At 53.5% G+C, this 18047-nt stretch carries 13 protein-coding genes and 2 rRNA genes; 8 read left to right on the top strand and 7 right to left on the bottom strand.

Annotated features, from left to right (window positions below; genetic code table 11):
• Positions 1 to 24: 24 nt before the first annotated feature.
• A complete protein-coding gene (gene rpoE, locus AWR26_RS06640) occupies positions 25 to 600 on the bottom strand; it encodes an RNA polymerase sigma factor RpoE (protein ID WP_007370770.1) in 576 nt (191 codons plus the stop codon).
• A gap of 420 nt (positions 601 to 1020) precedes the next feature.
• On the opposite strand from rpoE, the gene nadB reads away from it, so the two are divergent.
• Positions 1021 to 2643: an L-aspartate oxidase gene (nadB, locus tag AWR26_RS06635; protein WP_064564475.1), complete on the top strand. Its 1623-nt coding sequence runs from the start codon at positions 1021 to 1023 to the stop codon at positions 2641 to 2643.
• Here the strand turns inward: nadB and trmN are convergent.
• The gene (gene trmN / locus AWR26_RS06630) at positions 2628 to 3365 is read right to left on the bottom strand and encodes a tRNA(1)(Val) (adenine(37)-N(6))-methyltransferase TrmN (protein ID WP_064564473.1); all 738 of its coding nucleotides are present in this window, start codon (positions 3363 to 3365) and stop codon (positions 2628 to 2630) included. The genes nadB and trmN overlap by 16 nt on opposite strands.
• A gap of 129 nt (positions 3366 to 3494) precedes the next feature.
• Between trmN and srmB the strand changes: the two genes are divergently transcribed.
• Positions 3495 to 4823, top strand: a complete 1329-nt coding sequence (gene srmB, locus AWR26_RS06625) for an ATP-dependent RNA helicase SrmB (RefSeq protein WP_064564471.1) — start codon at positions 3495 to 3497, stop codon at positions 4821 to 4823.
• Positions 4824 to 4865: 42 nt separating this feature from the next.
• On the opposite strand, the gene grcA is transcribed toward srmB, so the two are convergent.
• Positions 4866 to 5249, bottom strand: coding sequence for an autonomous glycyl radical cofactor GrcA (grcA, locus tag AWR26_RS06620; protein ID WP_007370766.1), 384 nt, complete (start codon positions 5247 to 5249; stop codon positions 4866 to 4868).
• 312 nt (positions 5250 to 5561) lie between these two features.
• On the opposite strand from grcA, the gene ung reads away from it, so the two are divergent.
• Positions 5562 to 6251, top strand: coding sequence for a uracil-DNA glycosylase (gene ung / locus AWR26_RS06615; RefSeq protein ID WP_064564469.1), 690 nt, complete (start codon positions 5562 to 5564; stop codon positions 6249 to 6251).
• 44 nt (positions 6252 to 6295) lie between these two features.
• Here ung and AWR26_RS06610 read toward each other — a convergent pair whose 3' ends face one another.
• Positions 6296 to 7393, bottom strand: a complete 1098-nt coding sequence (locus AWR26_RS06610) for a tRNA/rRNA methyltransferase (protein WP_064564467.1) — start codon at positions 7391 to 7393, stop codon at positions 6296 to 6298.
• A 206-nt stretch (positions 7394 to 7599) separates the two neighbouring features.
• Between AWR26_RS06610 and trxC the strand changes: the two genes are divergently transcribed.
• The 5 genes from trxC (at position 7600) to AWR26_RS06585 (ending at position 13318) form a co-directional block, all read left to right on the top strand.
• Positions 7600 to 8019 (top strand): thioredoxin TrxC, encoded by a 420-nt coding sequence (gene trxC / locus AWR26_RS06605; protein WP_007370763.1) that lies wholly within the window; start codon positions 7600 to 7602, stop codon positions 8017 to 8019.
• 69 nt (positions 8020 to 8088) lie between these two features.
• On the top strand, positions 8089 to 8787 hold the full coding sequence (locus tag AWR26_RS06600) for a tRNA-uridine aminocarboxypropyltransferase (RefSeq protein WP_064564465.1): 699 nt from the start codon (positions 8089 to 8091) through the stop codon (positions 8785 to 8787).
• Between the two features lie 32 nt (positions 8788 to 8819).
• Positions 8820 to 11480, top strand: coding sequence for a bifunctional acetate--CoA ligase family protein/GNAT family N-acetyltransferase (locus AWR26_RS06595; protein ID WP_064564463.1), 2661 nt, complete (start codon positions 8820 to 8822; stop codon positions 11478 to 11480).
• A gap of 113 nt (positions 11481 to 11593) precedes the next feature.
• Positions 11594 to 12949: a CDP-diacylglycerol--serine O-phosphatidyltransferase gene (gene pssA / locus AWR26_RS06590; protein WP_064564460.1), complete on the top strand. Its 1356-nt coding sequence runs from the start codon at positions 11594 to 11596 to the stop codon at positions 12947 to 12949.
• A 45-nt stretch (positions 12950 to 12994) separates the two neighbouring features.
• The gene (locus AWR26_RS06585) at positions 12995 to 13318 is read left to right on the top strand and encodes a YfiM family lipoprotein (RefSeq protein WP_064564458.1); all 324 of its coding nucleotides are present in this window, start codon (positions 12995 to 12997) and stop codon (positions 13316 to 13318) included.
• On the opposite strand, the gene AWR26_RS06580 is transcribed toward AWR26_RS06585, so the two are convergent.
• From AWR26_RS06580 to AWR26_RS06570, 3 genes are all read right to left on the bottom strand, one after another.
• Positions 13315 to 14613 carry an MFS transporter gene (locus AWR26_RS06580; RefSeq protein ID WP_064564456.1) on the bottom strand — a complete coding sequence of 433 codons (1299 nt, stop codon included), beginning with the start codon at positions 14611 to 14613 and terminating at the stop codon, positions 13315 to 13317. The two genes, AWR26_RS06585 and AWR26_RS06580, sit on opposite strands and share 4 nt — an antisense overlap.
• 291 nt (positions 14614 to 14904) lie before the next feature.
• Positions 14905 to 15020: ribosomal RNA gene (rrf, locus tag AWR26_RS06575) — 5S ribosomal RNA — on the bottom strand.
• A gap of 94 nt (positions 15021 to 15114) precedes the next feature.
• A 23S ribosomal RNA gene (locus AWR26_RS06570) occupies positions 15115 to 18019 on the bottom strand.
• Positions 18020 to 18047 lie beyond the last annotated feature (28 nt).

The raw sequence follows: 18047 nt of genomic DNA, 5'->3' as shown, positions 1-18047 counted from the left end.
ACCTTTTTCAGTATCCCGCTATCGTCAACGCCTGATAAGCGGTTGAACTTTATTATCAATAGCTTCACGCGCACGGAAGATACGTGAACGCACTGTACCAACCGGGCAATCCATGATGACCGCAATCTCTTCGTAACTCAGGCCATCCAGCTCCCGCAACGTAATTGCCATGCGTAAATCTTCCGGGAGCGACTCAATGGTACGGAAAACTATTTGTCTCAGTTCTTCTGACAACATTAAGTTCTCAGGGTTCGAAATTTCTTTTAGTGCTCCGCCACTTTCGAAGTTTTCTGCTTCAATAGCGTCCACATCACTGGATGGCGGCCTGCGCCCCTGGGCGACCAGATAATTTTTCGCTGTGTTAACAGCAATTCGGTATAGCCATGTATAAAAAGCACTATCTCCCCTGAACGAATCAAGCGCGCGATAGGCCTTTATAAATGATTCTTGTACGACATCAGGTACATCGCCCGAAGGGACATACCGGGAAACCAGACTCGCCACTTTATGCTGGTAGCGCACCACCAGTAAGTTAAACGCTTTCTGATCTCCTTTCTGGACCCTTTCGACAAGAACCTGATCCGTTAACTGCTCGCTCATCCGAGGTAAAATCTCCCCAAAACCAATTTCCACGCGTATCCAGAACGCCACTCCAATACTGCAATATGAGCAAGCAGCCAATTAGAGCCCAGGTTTACAGTAAAGTTCCGTTACGCCATTGTTTTTGTGTATCGTTCGCAAAAAATCATTATCACTCATTATAAGTCTGCAAACGCTGAACACTGTGTTTTCTCAAAGAAAAGACCTTAAGATCGCCAGAGAGTAACGCAATAGTGTTTTTTTTTCATCTCTAATACACCTTCGCTAACGGTCTGCTTCTTAATATTTTTTCTGCGGATGATACCTGCTTGCGCAGAGTTTCTGTTTAGCCATTCATACAACCCTTGCAAAAAAGAGTGATCTTTCGCCGGATGCGGTGCTATGCTCAGCAAACCTTGTTTAGTAAATTAAACACAGATCATGAAAACAACGCCTGAACTCTCCTGTGATGTATTGGTGGTCGGCAGCGGTGCCGCCGGCCTTTCCGTGGCATTACGTCTGGCAGCACAACAGCACAACGTTATCGTCTTAAGTAAGGGGCCAATCAGTGAAGGCTCAACATTTTATGCTCAGGGCGGCATTGCCGCCGTATTTGACGAAACAGACAGCGTTGAATCCCATGTGGAAGATACGCTGATTGCTGGCGCAGGAATTGTTGAACGTCACGCGGCGGAATTTGTCGCCAGCAATGCCCGTTCCTGCGTACAGTGGCTTATCGATCAGGGGGTATTATTTGACACCGAGATCGCCGCTAATGGCGAGTCCAGTTACCATTTGACGCGCGAAGGCGGGCACAGCCATCGCCGCATCCTTCATGCCGCCGATGCCACCGGTAAAGCGGTGGAAAATACCCTGGTCAGCAAGGCCATCAACCACCCGAATATTCGCGTACTCGAACGTTGCAATGCGGTGGATTTGATTATTTCGGACAAAATCGGGCTGCCGGGTACGCGCCGCGTTGTAGGCGCCTGGGTGTGGAACCGAAATAAAGAACAGGTGGAAACTTGCCAGGCAAAGGCGGTGGTGCTGGCGACCGGCGGTGCATCGAAAGTTTATCAATACACCACTAACCCGGATATCTCCTCCGGTGACGGTATCGCCATGGCGTGGCGCGCCGGTTGCCGGGTGGCGAACCTGGAGTTTAACCAGTTCCATCCCACCGCACTGTTTCATCCGCAGGCGCGCAGCTTCCTGCTCAGCGAAGCGCTGCGCGGTGAAGGAGCCTGGTTGAAACGTCCGGACGGTACGCGTTTCATGCCGGATTTTGATCCACGTGGCGAACTGGCACCGCGTGATGTCGTCGCCCGCGCTATCGATCATGAAATGAAGCGCCTCGGCGTGGACTGCATGTATCTCGATATCAGCCATAAACCCGCCGAATTTATTCGTCATCATTTCCCGATGATTTATGAAAAATTGCTGGGTCTGGGAATCGATTTGACCAAAGAACCCGTGCCGATTGTGCCTGCTGCGCATTACACCTGCGGCGGCGTGATGGTTGACGATCGCGGGCGTAGCGATGTCGATGGTCTCTATGCCATTGGTGAAGTGAGCTACACCGGCCTGCATGGCGCGAATCGCATGGCTTCGAATTCACTGCTTGAATGTCTGGTGTACGGTTGGTCGGCGGCGGAAGACATTGCTCGTCGCATGCCACATGTGCATGCCATTCCGGCCCTGCCCGCCTGGGATGAAAGCCGCGTCGACGACGCCGATGAGCGGGTAATCCTGCAACATAACTGGCACGAACTGCGTCTGTTTATGTGGGACTACGTGGGTATCGTGCGCACCACAAAACGACTCGAACGCGCCATGCGCCGCATTACCTTATTGCAGCAGGAAATTGACGAGTACTACGCCAATTTCCGCGTCTCCAATAATCTGCTGGAGTTGCGTAACCTGGTACAGGTAGCCGAGCTGATTGTACGCTGCGCGATGCAGCGCAAAGAGAGCCGCGGATTGCATTACACGCTGGATTACCCCGAGCAGCTTGCGGAATCCGGCCCGACGGTGCTTTCGCCGCGCAGTTACATAAACAAGTAGAAGCTCTGGGTCAGCGCGGTGTAACTGTCGGAATAGCGCTGGTCCGGCCCGCGAATCGCCAGCCGGTCGGCGAACACGTCACCGGCACGCGGCGAGAACGCCAGCAAGACACGATGCGGCAAACGGCTTTCCGTTTCCGCCACATCGGTTCGCAAACGTAAATGCCAGCCGATATTAAGCGCTTTTTGTGTGAAAAGATCGCTGGCTTCAATCGGTAGCACAACGCAGAAAAAGCCCTCTTCCGTCACCAGAGTGGCGGCAATTTCCAGCAACGACTGATGATCAAGCGTAGTGGTATAGCGCGCACGATCGCGTTCTGGCGTCGCACATTTCACCCCTTCGTCAAAATAGGGAGGATTGCTGACAATCAGATCGTAACGCGCGGTATTCTCACTGCTCCACTGGCGAATATCAGCCTCGTGAACGGTGATACGATCTGCCCACGGCGATGCCAGCACATTTTCCTGCGCCTGCGAAGCAGCCTGCGCATCAAGCTCGACGGCATCAATGGTCACCGTCGGCCCGGTTCGCTGTGCCAGCATCAGCGCCAGCAGACCGCTGCCCGTGCCAATATCCAGCACATGCCGGGCTTTCGATACCGGCGACCAGGCGCCCAACATCAAACCATCGGTGCCCACCTTCATGGCGCAACGATCGTGTGCGACAAAGAATTCTTTAAACGTGAAGCCGTCACGGCGCAACTGAGCCTTTGGCTGAGACATCTTTACAACCTCAATACGGAAACAGGCGTAGCATAGGTGAAAGCAAAGCGCCGGAAAAGCGATAAGCAGACAACAGATGAAGATTCCAGCCGTAACGTCTATAATCAGCGCCCCACACAGAGGTAGATCATGACTGTAACGACTTTTTCCGAACTCGAACTTGACGACAGCCTGCTGGACGCGCTCCAGGATAAAGGCTTTACGCGCCCAACCGCTATCCAGGCAGCTGCCATTCCGCCTGCGCTTGAGGGGCGTGACGTCCTTGGTTCTGCGCCTACTGGTACCGGTAAAACGGCGGCCTACCTGCTGCCAGCGTTGCAACACCTTCTGGACTTTCCACGTAAGAAATCTGGCCCGCCGCGTATTCTGATCCTGACGCCAACCCGCGAACTGGCAATGCAGGTTGCCGATCATGCCCGCGAACTGGCGGCGAATACCCATCTGGATATCGCGACCATTACCGGCGGCGTCGCCTATATGAACCACGCTGAAGTGTTCAGCGAAAATCAGGATATCGTGGTTGCCACCACCGGTCGCCTGCTGCAATACATTAAAGAAGAGAACTTCGACTGTCGTGCGGTAGAAACGCTGATCCTCGATGAAGCCGATCGCATGCTGGATATGGGCTTCGCGCAGGATATCGAGCACATCGCGGGTGAAACTCGCTGGCGCAAACAGACGATGCTGTTCTCCGCAACGCTTGAAGGCGACGCGATCAAAAATTTCGCCGAACGTCTGCTGGAAGATCCGGTCGAAGTCTCCGCCACACCGTCAACGCGCGAACGTAAGAAAATCCATCAGTGGTACTACCGCGCCGACAACCTTGAACACAAAACCGCACTGCTGATCCACCTGCTGAAACAGCCGGAAGTCAGCCGCTCTATCGTCTTCGTGCGTAAACGTGAACGCGTGCATGAGCTGGCGGGTTGGCTGCGTGAAGCGGGCATCAATAACTGCTATCTCGAAGGCGAGATGGTACAGGTGAAGCGCAACGAAGCGATCAAACGTCTGACCGACGGCCGCGTCAATGTGCTGATCGCCACCGATGTTGCTGCGCGTGGTATTGATATTCCGGATGTCAGCCACGTCATTAACTTCGATATGCCGCGCAGCGGCGACACCTACCTGCACCGTATTGGCCGCACCGGCCGCGCCGGTCGCAAAGGAGCCGCTATTTCTCTGGTTGAAGCGCACGATCACCTGTTGCTGGGCAAAGTAGGCCGTTACGTTGAAGAGCCGCTGAAAGCCCGCGTCGTGGACGAACTGCGCCCGACAACACGAGTGCCAAACGATAAGCTGAAAGGCAAACCGTCGAAAAAAGTGCTGGCCAAACGCGAAGAGAAGAAAAAAGAGAAAGAGAAGCCGCGCGTGAAGCTACGCCATCGCGATACCAAAAACATCGGTAAGCGACGCAAGCCCAGTGCTGCAAGCAGCGGGCAGCAAAAAACAGAAGAGTAAAAAAACGCCGGGATATCCCGGCGTTTTTATATCTGCCTGAAATTACAGGCTTTCAGTAAAGGTACGAGCAATAACGTCGCGCTGCTGTTCCGGCGTCAGCGAGTTAAAACGTACGGCATAACCGGATACACGAATGGTCAGCTGCGGGTATTTTTCCGGATGTTCAACGGCATCAAGCAGCGTTTCACGACGCAGAACGTTCACGTTCAGGTGCTGACCGCCTTCCACGCGTACTTCCGGTTTCACTTCCATCGGAATTTCACGGTATTCGATAGCGCCCAGTTTGTTGACCGCAACCACTTCATCTTCCGCAAAACCACCTTTTGCGCAGACGCAACGTGCTTCGCCTTTTTCGCTATCAAGCAGCCAGAACGAATTCAGCAGGTTGTCGTTTGCAGCTTTAGTAATCTGGATACCAGTAATCATGATTTGCCTCCCTTCGGCACATTATTCGATTCGCCGGTTTTTCCGGCCAATTGGTAAAACCATTGTTGTCTGATTGTTTATATACCAGTCTGACACCCTGCATTCTTTGATTTAAATCAATAAAAACCACACAGTAAAAATGGTGATTAGGGAATATACTTGTTTTATATCAAGTTACGCGTTTCAGACCATCTTAAAACATTTGTAAATTTTCAAATTTTTTTGAGGAGATTCTGCAAAAGCCGACGGTGAATTTTGTTCTGCCGAAAGAAGCAGTTAAGCTACAGGGAACCAACTTCGCAGGAGAGCGGGATGACCACCTCATTAACATGGCATGATGTGCTGGCAGAAGAAAAACAGCAGCCTTACTTTATTAACACTCTCAGTACGGTTGCGGCTGAGCGGCAGTCCGGAATAACCATCTACCCACCGCAGAAAGATGTGTTTAACGCCTTCCGTTTTACCGAACTGGGCAACGTTAAAGTGGTGATTCTGGGGCAGGATCCCTATCACGGTCCTGGTCAGGCACACGGCCTGGCATTTTCTGTGCGCCCTGGTGTCGCCATTCCCCCTTCCCTGCTGAATATGTATAAAGAGCTGGAAAACACCATACCGGGCTTTGTACGACCGCAGCATGGTTATCTTGAGAGCTGGGCGCGCCAGGGCGTATTGCTGCTCAACACCGTGCTGACAGTACGCGCCGGCCAGGCGCATTCGCATGCCAGTCTCGGCTGGGAAACCTTTACCGACAAAGTGATCGCGCTGATTAATGAGCATCGGGAAGGCGTCGTGTTTTTACTCTGGGGTTCACATGCGCAGAAGAAAGGGGCGATTATCGACAAATCCCGCCACCATGTTTTGCGCGCCCCTCACCCATCGCCGCTCTCCGCACATCGCGGTTTCTTTGGCTGTAATCACTTTGTGCTGGCAAATCAGTGGCTGGAGCAGCATGGAGAGCAGCCGATCGACTGGATGCCGACCCTGCCTGCGGAAACCGAATAAAAAAAGCCAGCATTGCGCTGGCTTTTTTAATCTGCTGGCTAACGTCAGGCTTTGTTCTGCCGCCACCATTCTGCCAGCAACACGCCGGTTGCCACAGAAACATTCAGGCTTTCAACGTTGCCGGTACCTTCAATTGAGACGCTCAGATCCGCGCGGGAAAGCGTCGCATCAGATAAACCATCGCGCTCCTGGCCCAGTACCAGCACCATTTTTTTCGGTAACGTCGCTTTGAACAGCGGCGTGCCGTTGTGGCTGGAAGTCGTTACCAGCGCATAACCGGCCTGACGGAAATCTTCCAGCGCATCGACAAAGCTATCGCCAGTGATGGCCTGAACATGTTCGGCTCCGCCTTCTGCGGTACGCACCGCAGCGCCAGATTCAATCACCCCAGCATCCTGCAATACCACGCCTTTGACGCCAAAGTGCGCGCAGCTACGCATAATAGCGCCGAGGTTATGCGGGTTGCCGACATCCTCGAGTGCCAGCACGCAATCTTCTTCACCGGCGTTCGCCACCCATTTCTGCACGCTCAGACCATTGCGTTTTTTGATCAGGAAACAGACACCGCCGTGATGTTCCGTACCAGACGCTTTCTCCAGTTCTTCGTCATCCACCACATGATAAGCTTTGCGGTTTGCCGCCATCCAACGCAGAGCTTCTTTAAAACGCGGCGTTACGCTCTGCACAAACCAGGCGCGAACAATGGATTCAGGACGGCTGCTGAATAGCGCCTGACAGGCGTTTTCGCCATATACACGCGTCTCTTCCGCACGCTGACGACGCAGCACTTCAGGGTCGATAAAGCTTTTACCGCTGATACCGCCGTGATCCGGTTTTTCCGGCGTGTCGTCGCCTGGCGCGCGGGAAACGGTGCGCCACGGTGAACCACCACGTTCACTGTAATTGTCTCGCTGCGGGCGGCGACTGTTGTTGTCGCGAGCAGAACGGCCTCGGTCATCACGGCCAGGACGGCCACGATCATCGCGGGCAGTACGACGGTCATCTCCGGCACGAGACGACGATCCTGCACGTGCTGGCCCTTTCCCGGTGCGCGGGTTTTGGCCACGTTTATCGGAATCATCATCACTGCGGACATACATCACTTTGACCTTGCCGCTTTTGTTCTTTAATTCATCGTTCATGCTTTTCTCCACCAGCGCTGCGCGAAGCGCGCAGATTACCTGATGTCCTTGCGCTTCGCCATTAATTCGTTCAAAAGCTATCGACTATTGTATTCATTGAACAAAACGCATTGTCGTTTAAAACCTTCTTATTAATAATATGTAACATAGTAGAAACATACCGGCAGTCATGCCGCTCTGTACCATCGCTTTTCCTGAGGTTAGTTATGAATACCGTATGTGCAAGCTGTCAGGCGCTGAACCGCATTCCCGAAGAGAGAATGAACGACGGCGCAAAATGTGGACGCTGTGGACACGAGCTGTTCGATGGAGATGTGATCAACGCTACCGGTGAAACGCTGGATAAATTGCTGAAAGACGATCTGCCCGTGGTCGTTGATTTCTGGGCCCCATGGTGCGGCCCGTGCCGCAGTTTTGCGCCGATTTTTGAAGATGTGGCGGAAGAACGCAGCGGCAAAGTGCGATTTGTCAAAGTGAACACCGAAGCTGAACGTGAATTGAGCGCGCGCTTCCGCATTCGCAGTATTCCAACCATTATGCTGTTCAAGAATGGTGAAGTTGTTGACATGCTCAGCGGCGCCGTGCCGAAAGCCCCGTTCGACAGCTGGCTCAACGAATCTCTGTGATCCCGTCGGGGCGCATCTTGTGCCCCGTTTTCAGCTCTGCGACAATGGCGTTTTTATTGCGCAATCCCCATGACCGAAAACGCTGTTCTTCGACTCCGTGCCGAACGCCTTGCCCGTTCGACGCGTCCGTTCCTTGCCCGTGGTAACCGTATCCGTCGCTGCCAGCGTTGCCTGCTGCCGCTGCGCCAGTGTCTGTGCGAGACGTTAAAATCCGCGACCGCCAATAGCCGTTTCTGTCTGGTGATGTTCGATACCGAACCGATGAAACCGAGCAATACCGGAAGGCTGATCGCTGACGTGTTACCCGATACGCTGGCCTTTCAGTGGTCGCGCACCGAGCCGCCGCAGGCGCTTATCGATCTTTGCCGCAGTGAGACGTATCAGCCAATGGTGGTGTTTCCCGCCTCTTATGCGGGCAGCGAACGCCAGGTGCTGAGCGCGCCGCCGTCAGGTAAACCGCCGCTATTTATTATGCTGGACGGCACCTGGACCGAAGCGCGTAAGATGTTCCGCAAAAGCCCTTATCTGGATGCACTGCCGGTTATCTCTGTGGATCTCTCGCGCGTTTCCGCTTACCGCCTGCGGGAAGCGCATGCCGATGACCAATATTGCACTGCGGAAGTGGCGATTGCGCTGCTGGATATCGCGCGCGACAACGCTGCCGCACAGGCGCTCGGCGAACACTTCACGCGCTTTCGCGAGCGTTATCTGGCAGGGAAAACGCGCCATCCATCCGCTATCACAGCAAATGCAGTCGAAAACGTTTAAAATCATCGGATCTCTCTTAAGCGGAGGCCGGTATGAGCCAACGAGGGCTGGAAGCGTTATTGCGTCCCCGATCGATTGCGGTAGTAGGCGCGTCAATGAAGCCAGAGCGCGCAGGTTTTCTGATGATGCGCAATTTACTGGCAGGAGGATTTGCCGGGCCGGTATTGCCGGTCACACCCGCCTATAAAGCGGTTCAGGGCGTGCTGGCCTGGCCGGATGTCGCCAGCCTGCCGTTTACCCCCGATCTCGCGGTGCTGTGCACGCATGCCAAACGCAACCTTGAACTGCTTGATGCGCTGGGGCAAAAAGGCTGCAAAACCTGCATTATTCTCTCGGCGCCTCCCGAACAACATTCACTTCTTCTGGCCTGCGCTGCGCGCTATCAGATGCGCCTGCTCGGCCCGAACAGCCTCGGTTTACTGGCTCCCTGGCAGGGTCTGAACGCCAGTTTTTCGCCGGTGCCAATTACGCGCGGCAAACTGGCGTTTATCTCCCAGTCAGCAGCAGTGTCGAATACGATCCTCGACTGGGCGCAACAGCGAGAGATGGGATTCTCTTACTTCATCGCGCTTGGCGATAGCCTGGATATCGATGTTGACGAATTGCTGGATTTTCTCGCGCGGGACAGTAAAACCAGCGCCATTCTGCTTTATCTGGAACATTTAAGCGACGCGCGTCGCTTTGTTTCCGCCGCCCGCAGCGCATCACGAAATAAACCTATTCTGGTTATCAAAAGCGGCCGCAGCCCGGAAGCGCAGCGATTATTGCAGGTGCATTCCGGTCTTGATCCCGCCTGGGATGCGGCGATTCAGCGAGCCGGTTTGCTGCGAGTCCAGGATACACATGAACTGTTTTCCGCGGTAGAAACGCTCAGCCATATGCGTCCGCTGCGTGGCGAGCGTCTGATGATCGTCAGTAATGGCGCCGCGCCGGCCGCGCTGGCGCTGGATGAGCTTTGGCTGCGCAATGGCAAACTGGCGACGCTCAGCGAAGAGACGCTGGCCCGTTTGCACTCCGCGTTACCGGATTTCGTCGTCCCCGGTAATCCGCTCGATTTACGCGATGACGCCGGTAATGAGCGTTATGTCGCGGCGCTTAATATTTTGCTCGACAGCCATGATTACGACGCGTTGATGGTGATCCATGCGCCCAGCGCCGCCGCGCCGGGCAGCGAAAGCGCAGTAACATTGATCGACGCACTGAACAAACATCCGCGCGGGAAACATGTGACGGTACTGACCAACTGGTGCGGCGAGTTTTCTTCGCAGGAAGCGCGACGCCTGTTTAGCGAGGCGGGTCTACCAACTTATCGCACGCCAGAAGGCACCATTACGGCGTTTATGCACATGGTGGAGTATCGCCGTAACCAGAAACAACTTCGCGAAACACCCGCAATATCCCTCAGCACGGCGGCGAACACCGCCGAAGCGCACCATCTATTGCAGCAAGCGCTGATGGAGGGCGCAACGACGCTGGATACGCATGAAGTCCAGCCGATTTTAGGCGCCTGGGGGCTACAAACTCTGCCGACGTGGATTGCCAATGACAGTGCTGAAGCCGTACATATTGCCGAACAGATTGGTTACCCGGTCGCCTTAAAACTGCGTTCGCCAGATATTCCGCACAAATCCGAAGTTCAGGGGGTGATGCTTTATCTGCGCACAGCAAACGAGGTGCAGCAGGCAGCTGATGCCATTATCGATCGTGTGAAGATGAACTGGCCGCAGGCACGTATTCAAGGTTTGCAGGTGCAAAGCATGGCAAACCGCGCGGGCGCGCAGGAATTACGGGTGGTTGTCGAACATGATCCTGTGTTCGGCCCGTTGATTATGTTAGGCGAAGGCGGCGTTGAGTGGCGGGCAGAAGATCAGGCCGCCGTCGCGTTGCCACCGCTGAACATGAATCTCGCCCGTTATTTGGTGATTCAGGCGATTAAAAGTAAAAAGATCCGCGGGCGCAGTGCGTTACGCTCGCTGGATATCCCCGGGTTAAGCCAGTTTCTGGTGCAGGTTTCAAACCTGATTGTGGATTGCCCGGAAATTGAGCGGCTGGATATTCATCCTTTACTTGCCTCCGGTAGCGAATTCACCGCGCTGGATGTAACTATGACTATTGCCCCCGTTGTCGGAAACGGTGAAGCGCGTCTCGCTATTCGCCCCTATCCTCAGCATCTGGAAGAAGAAGTAGAGATGAAGAATGGCGAGCAGTGCCTGTTCCGCCCGATTCTTCCGGAAGATGAACCTCAGCTACAGCGCTTTATCTCGCAGGTGACAAAAGAGGATCTTTATTACCGTTACTTTAGCGAGATCAACGAATTTACCCATGATGATTTAGCGAATATGACGCAGATCGACTACGATCGGGAAATGGCATTTGTTGCAGTACGCCGCACAGATCAAGGTGAAGAAATTCTGGGTGTTACGCGTGCGTTTTCCGACCCGGATAATATTGATGCTGAATTTTCTGTGCTGGTTCGTTCCGATTTGAAAGGGCTCGGGCTTGGCCGTCGTTTACTTGAGAAGCTTATCAGTTATACCCGGGATCACGGACTTAAGCGCTTGAATGGTATTACTATGCCCAACAATCGCGGCATGGTAACGCTGGCGCGAAAACTGGGATTTGACGTTGATATTCAGCTGGAAGATGGCATTGTGGGACTGTCTCTCCCACTCATGAAAACGGATGAATCCTGAGTAAGGTACTGGAAATGTTGACTACTTCAGCAGGCACGGTGTTATTATTGCCCGCTTATGTCGTCTGCATGCTACAGAAGACCCTTCAATAAACAGAGAAGAAACGCACTGTGATGTTGTCAAAATTTAAGCGTAATAAACATCAACAACACCTTGCCCAACTCCCCAAGATTGCTCAGTCAGTTGATGACATAGAGTTTTTCTACTCACCCGCTGATTTCAGGGAGACGCTGCTGGCGAAAATCGCCAGTGCTACGCGCCGGATCTATATCATCGCCCTGTATCTGGAACAGGACGATGGCGGGAAAGGAATTCTGCATGCGCTGTATGAAGCCAAGCGCCAACGCCCGGAACTGGATGTCTGTGTGCTTGTCGATTGGCACCGTGCCCAGCGTGGCCGCATTGGCGCAGCAGCATCGAATACCAACGCCGACTGGTACTGTCGCCTTGCTCAGGAAAATCCGGACGTTGTGGTTCCGGTCTATGGCGTTCCTGTGAATACGCGTGAAGCGCTTGGCGTGCTGCATTTCAAAGGATTTATCATCGATGACAGCGTCCTTTACAGCGGCGCAAGCCTCAATGATGTCTATTTGCATCAGCACGATAAATATCGCTATGACCGCTATCAGCTGATTCGCAACCCGCAAATGGCGGATATCATTCGTAACTGGGTCGATCAGAACCTGATTCAGGGACGCGGCGTAAATCGCCTTGATAATGCTCAGCGTCCGAAAAGCCCGGAAATCAAAAACGATATTCGTCTGTTCCGTCAGGAGCTGCGCGATGCCACGTACCATTTCCAGGGCGATGCAGATAACGATCAGCTGGCGGTCACGCCGCTGGTCGGTCTGGGTAAATCCAGCCTGCTGAACAAAACTATTTTTCACCTGATGCCGTGTGCAGAGCACAAGCTGACGATCTGTACCCCCTATTTCAACCTGCCTGCGGTGCTGGTGCGTAACATTATTCAGCTACTGCGCGATGGCAAAAAAGTGGAAATTATCGTTGGCGACAAAACGGCGAATGACTTTTTCATTCCGGAAGATCAGCCGTTCAAAATCATCGGCGCGCTGCCTTATCTGTATGAAATCAATCTGCGTCGCTTCCTGAGCCGGCTACAGTATTACGTTAACACCGATCAGTTAGTTGTGCGTTTATGGAAAGATGACGATAACAGTTATCACCTGAAAGGAATGTGGGTGGATGACGAATGGATCCTGTTGACAGGTAACAACCTGAACCCCCGCGCCTGGCGGTTGGATCTGGAAAATGCCATCCTGATCCACGATCCGAAACATGAACTTGCGGCTCAGCGCGACAAAGAGCTGGAGCTTATCCGCACGCATACGACTGTGGTGAATCATTATCGTGATTTGCAAAGCATTGCCGATTACCCGGTGAAGGTGCGCAAACTTATTCGCCGGTTGCGCCGTATCCGCATCGATAAGCTGATAAGCCGTATTCTTTAAAACTAAGCCCCGTCTCCGCGATGGGGCTTTTTTTCGGGTCTGCTGATGAAATATATGCTGATAGCAAGTGTGGTGCTACTGACGGGCTGTAGTCATATGGCGAATGATAGCTGGAGCGGGCAAGATAAGGCGCAACATTTTCTGGGCTCCGCCATGCTTTCTGCCGCCGGTAACGAGGTAGCACAACATCAAGGATATAGCCGCGATCGCAGCGCAATGGTAGGGCTGATGTTTTCAATTAGCCTTGGCGCATCGAAGGAGCTTTGGGACAGCCGTCCGGCGGGGAGCGGCTGGAGCTGGAAAGATTTCGCATGGGATATTGCCGGCGCCACAACGGGTTATACCGTGTGGCAACTGGCAAATCACTAAAGACGGATGCCTTTTCCTTTACGATGAAGCATAAGCGAAACCATAAATGCTAACGCTCCCAGCGCGGTGACGTACCAGAAAAAAGCGGTTTCGATACCGAATGACTTCAACGACAGCGCCACATATTCCGCCGAACCGCCAAATAACGCATTCGCCACGGCATAAGAAAGCCCGACACCCAGAGCGCGCACCTGCGCGGGAAACATTTCTGCTTTCAGGATCCCACTGATCGAGGTGTAAAAGCTGACGATCACCAGCGCCAGCATCACCAGAGCAAATGCCGCGTATGGCGAGGTAACGCTATGCAATGCACTGAGGATCGGTACTGTACACACCGTTGAAAGACCGCCGAATAGCAACATTGATGTGCGGCGTCCAATCTTATCAGATAAAGCACCGATAATCGGTTGAATCAACATGAAGACAAACAGAGCGACAGTCATGATGATGCTGGCAACATTCGCGTGCATACCCGCCGTATTAACCAGGTACTTCTGCATGTAAGTGGTGAAAGTGTAAAACGCCAGCGATCCCCCCGCCGTGAACCCAAGCACCATCAGAAAGGCTTTACGGTTGCGCCATAATCCTTTCATTGAACCGGCTTCTTTTAAAGCCCGAACTTCTTGCTGCGATGTTTCATCCAGTTGGCGGCGTAACCAGAGTGCGACAATGGCCAGCGCTGCACCAATAGCAAAGGGAATACGCCAGCCCCATGCGCGTAATTCAGCATCATCAAGAATCTGTTGCAGGATCACGACAACCAGTAGTGCCAACAGTTGTCCACCGATCAGCGTAACGTACTGGAATGACGCGTAAAAACCTTTACGACCTTCCACGGCAACTTCGCTCATATAGGTCGCGCTGGTACCATACTCGCCGCCGACAGATAGCCCCTGAAACAAACGGGCAATCAGTAATAGTGCCGGAGCCCATGTGCCGATTGCGTCATAACCCGGTAAACAGGCAATGACCAGCGATCCAAGGCACATCATGCAGACAGAGATCAGCATTGAGGTTTTACGCCCGCGGCGATCGGCGATTCGACCGAATAACCATCCGCCAATAGGACGCATCAGAAAACCGGCGGCAAATACGCCTGCCGTTTGTAACAACTGAGTTGTCGTGTTGCCTGCCGGAAAAAAGATATGAGCAAAATAGAGAGAGCAAAAGGAGTAGACATAAAAATCAAACCACTCCACCAGGTTGCCCGATGAAGCGCCAATAATCGCCCACACCCTTCTGCGAGTATCGCTGCTGGTGAGCGATGCACGCGTTGTTATGCTGCTTTCAGCCATTCGAATGATACTCCTGCCAGAGCCAGAGGTTACTTGCCTATGGTGAGTATCCTTGCCCACCACTGCGCAAAGATAGAAATGTTACTTATTTGTTATAATTAAATCGTGATTGCAATCACGTTTTAGCTTAGCAGGATAAGCAATTAAGAATATGACCTGACCAGGAAAATAAATAAAGCAAAAAAGCCCCGGGCCTGCGCCCGGGGCTTCCCCGCCTGTTCCGCGTCAGCGTTTATCTGAGCGCAGACGCAAAAAGGCCATCCTTACGGATGGCCTCTTCACTGGTTTGATGCCTGGCAGTTCCCTACTCTCGCATGGGGAGACCCCACACTACCATCGGCGCTACGGCGTTTCACTTCTGAGTTCGGCATGGGGTCAGGTGGGACCACCGCGCTAGTGCCGCCAGGCAAATTCTGTTCACCGCCATGCCCACAGGGCACACCGGTTTAATCTGTATCACGCTGAAAATTCTCTCTCACGCCAAAACATCTTCGGCGTTGTAAGGTTAAGCCTCACGGTTCATTAGTACCGGTTAGCTCAACGCATCGCTGCGCTTACACACCCGGCCTATCAACGTCGTCGTCTTCAACGTTCCTTCAGGAGACTTTAAGTCTCAGGGAGAACTCATCTCGGGGCAAGTTTCGTGCTTAGATGCTTTCAGCACTTATCTCTTCCGCATTTAGCTACCGGGCAGTGCCATTGGCATGACAACCCGAACACCAGTGATGCGTCCACTCCGGTCCTCTCGTACTAGGAGCAGCCCCCCTCAGTTCTCCAGCGCCCACGGCAGATAGGGACCGAACTGTCTCACGACGTTCTAAACCCAGCTCGCGTACCACTTTAAATGGCGAACAGCCATACCCTTGGGACCTACTTCAGCCCCAGGATGTGATGAGCCGACATCGAGGTGCCAAACACCGCCGTCGATATGAACTCTTGGGCGGTATCAGCCTGTTATCCCCGGAGTACCTTTTATCCGTTGAGCGATGGCCCTTCCATTCAGAACCACCGGATCACTATGACCTGCTTTCGCACCTGCTCGCGCCGTCACGCTCGCAGTCAAGCCAGCTTATGCCATTGCACTAACCTCCTGATGTCCGACCAGGATTAGCTGACCTTCGTGCTCCTCCGTTACGCTTTAGGAGGAGACCGCCCCAGTCAAACTACCCACCAGACACTGTCCGCAACCCGGTTCACGGGTCAACGTTAGAACATCAAACATTAAAGGGTGGTATTTCAAGGTTGGCTCCACGCAGACTGGCGTCCACGCTTCAAAGCCTCCCACCTATCCTACACATCAAGGCTCAATGTTCAGTGTCAAGCTATAGTAAAGGTTCACGGGGTCTTTCCGTCTTGCCGCGGGTACACTGCATCTTCACAGCGAGTTCAATTTCACTGAGTCTCGGGTGGAGACAGCCTGGCCATCATTACGCCATTCGTGCAGGTCGGAACTTACCCGACAAGGAATTTCGCTACCTTAGGACCGTTATAGTTACGGCCGCCGTTTACCGGGGCTTCGATCAGGAGCTTCTCCTTACGGATAACCCCATCAATTAACCTTCCGGCACCGGGCAGGCGTCACACCGTATACGTCCACTTTCGTGTTTGCACAGTGCTGTGTTTTTAATAAACAGTTGCAGCCAGCTGGTATCTTCGACTGATTTCAGCTCCACGAGCAAGTCGCTTCACCTACGCATCAGCGTGCCTTCTCCCGAAGTTACGGCACCATTTTGCCTAGTTCCTTCACCCGAGTTCTCTCAAGCGCCTTGGTATTCTCTACCTGACCACCTGTGTCGGTTTGGGGTACGATTTCGTGTTACCTGGAGCTTAGAGGCTTTTCCTGGAAGCAGGGCATTTGTTGCTTCAGCACCGTGGTGCCTCGTCATCACGCCTCAGTGTTAAAGCGCTCCGGATTTGCCTGGAGCACACACCTTCACGCTTAAACCGGGACAACCGTCGCCCGGCCAACATAGCCTTCTCCGTCCCCCCTTCGCAGTAACACCAAGTACAGGAATATTAACCTGTTTCCCATCGACTACGCCTTTCGGCCTCGCCTTAGGGGTCGACTCACCCTGCCCCGATTAACGTTGGACAGGAACCCTTGGTCTTCCGGCGAGCGGGCTTTTCACCCGCTTTATCGTTACTTATGTCAGCATTCGCACTTCTGATACCTCCAGCAGCCCTCACAGGCCACCTTCGCAGGCTTACAGAACGCTCCCCTACCCAACAACGCATAAGCGTCGCTGCCGCAGCTTCGGTGCATGGTTTAGCCCCGTTACATCTTCCGCGCAGGCCGACTCGACCAGTGAGCTATTACGCTTTCTTTAAATGATGGCTGCTTCTAAGCCAACATCCTGGCTGTCTGGGCCTTCCCACATCGTTTCCCACTTAACCATGACTTTGGGACCTTAGCTGGCGGTCTGGGTTGTTTCCCTCTTCACGACGGACGTTAGCACCCGCCGTGTGTCTCCCGTGATAACATTCTCCGGTATTCGTAGTTTGCATCGGGTTGGTAAGCCGGGATGGCCCCCTAGCCGAAACAGTGCTCTACCCCCGGAGATGAATTCACGAGGCGCTACCTAAATAGCTTTCGGGGAGAACCAGCTATCTCCCGGTTTGATTGGCCTTTCACCCCCAGCCACAGGTCATCCGCTAATTTTTCAACATTAGTCGGTTCGGTCCTCCAGTTAGTGTTACCCAACCTTCAACCTGCCCATGGCTAGATCACCGGGTTTCGGGTCTATACCCTGCAACTTAACGCCCAGTTAAGACTCGGTTTCCCTGCGGCTCCCCTATACGGTTAACCTTGCTACAGAATATAAGTCGCTGACCCATTATACAAAAGGTACGCAGTCACACCCGAAGGTGCTCCCACTGCTTGTACGTACACGGTTTCAGGTTCTTTTTCACTCCCCTCGCCGGGGTTCTTTTCGCCTTTCCCTCACGGTACTGGTTCACTATCGGTCAGTCAGGAGTATTTAGCCTTGGAGGATGGTCCCCCCATATTCAGACAGGATACCACGTGTCCCGCCCTACTCATCGAGCTCACAGCCTGTGCGTTTTCGTGTACGGGGCTGTCACCCTGTATCGCGCGGCTTTCCGGACGCTTCCACTAACACACAAGCTGATTCAGGCTCTGGGCTCCTCCCCGTTCGCTCGCCGCTACTGGGGGAATCTCGGTTGATTTCTTTTCCTCGGGGTACTTAGATGTTTCAGTTCCCCCGGTTCGCCTCACAGCACTATGGATTCATGCTGTGATGATGCACCGTAGTGCACCGGGTTTCCCCATTCGGACATCGCCGGGTCAAGGGTTCATATCACCTCGCCGGCGCTTTTCGCAGATTAGCACGTCCTTCATCGCCTCTGACTGCCAGGGCATCCACCGTGTACGCTTAGTCGCTTAACCTCACAACCCGAAGATGTTTCTTCCGATC

It is taken from the genome of Kosakonia oryzae (assembly GCF_001658025.2).
In the GTDB taxonomy this organism is placed as follows: Bacteria; Pseudomonadota; Gammaproteobacteria; order Enterobacterales; family Enterobacteriaceae; genus Kosakonia; species Kosakonia oryzae.
Note: the sequence above shows the minus strand (reverse complement) of the source record. Positions and strands in the feature narration are given on the sequence as shown.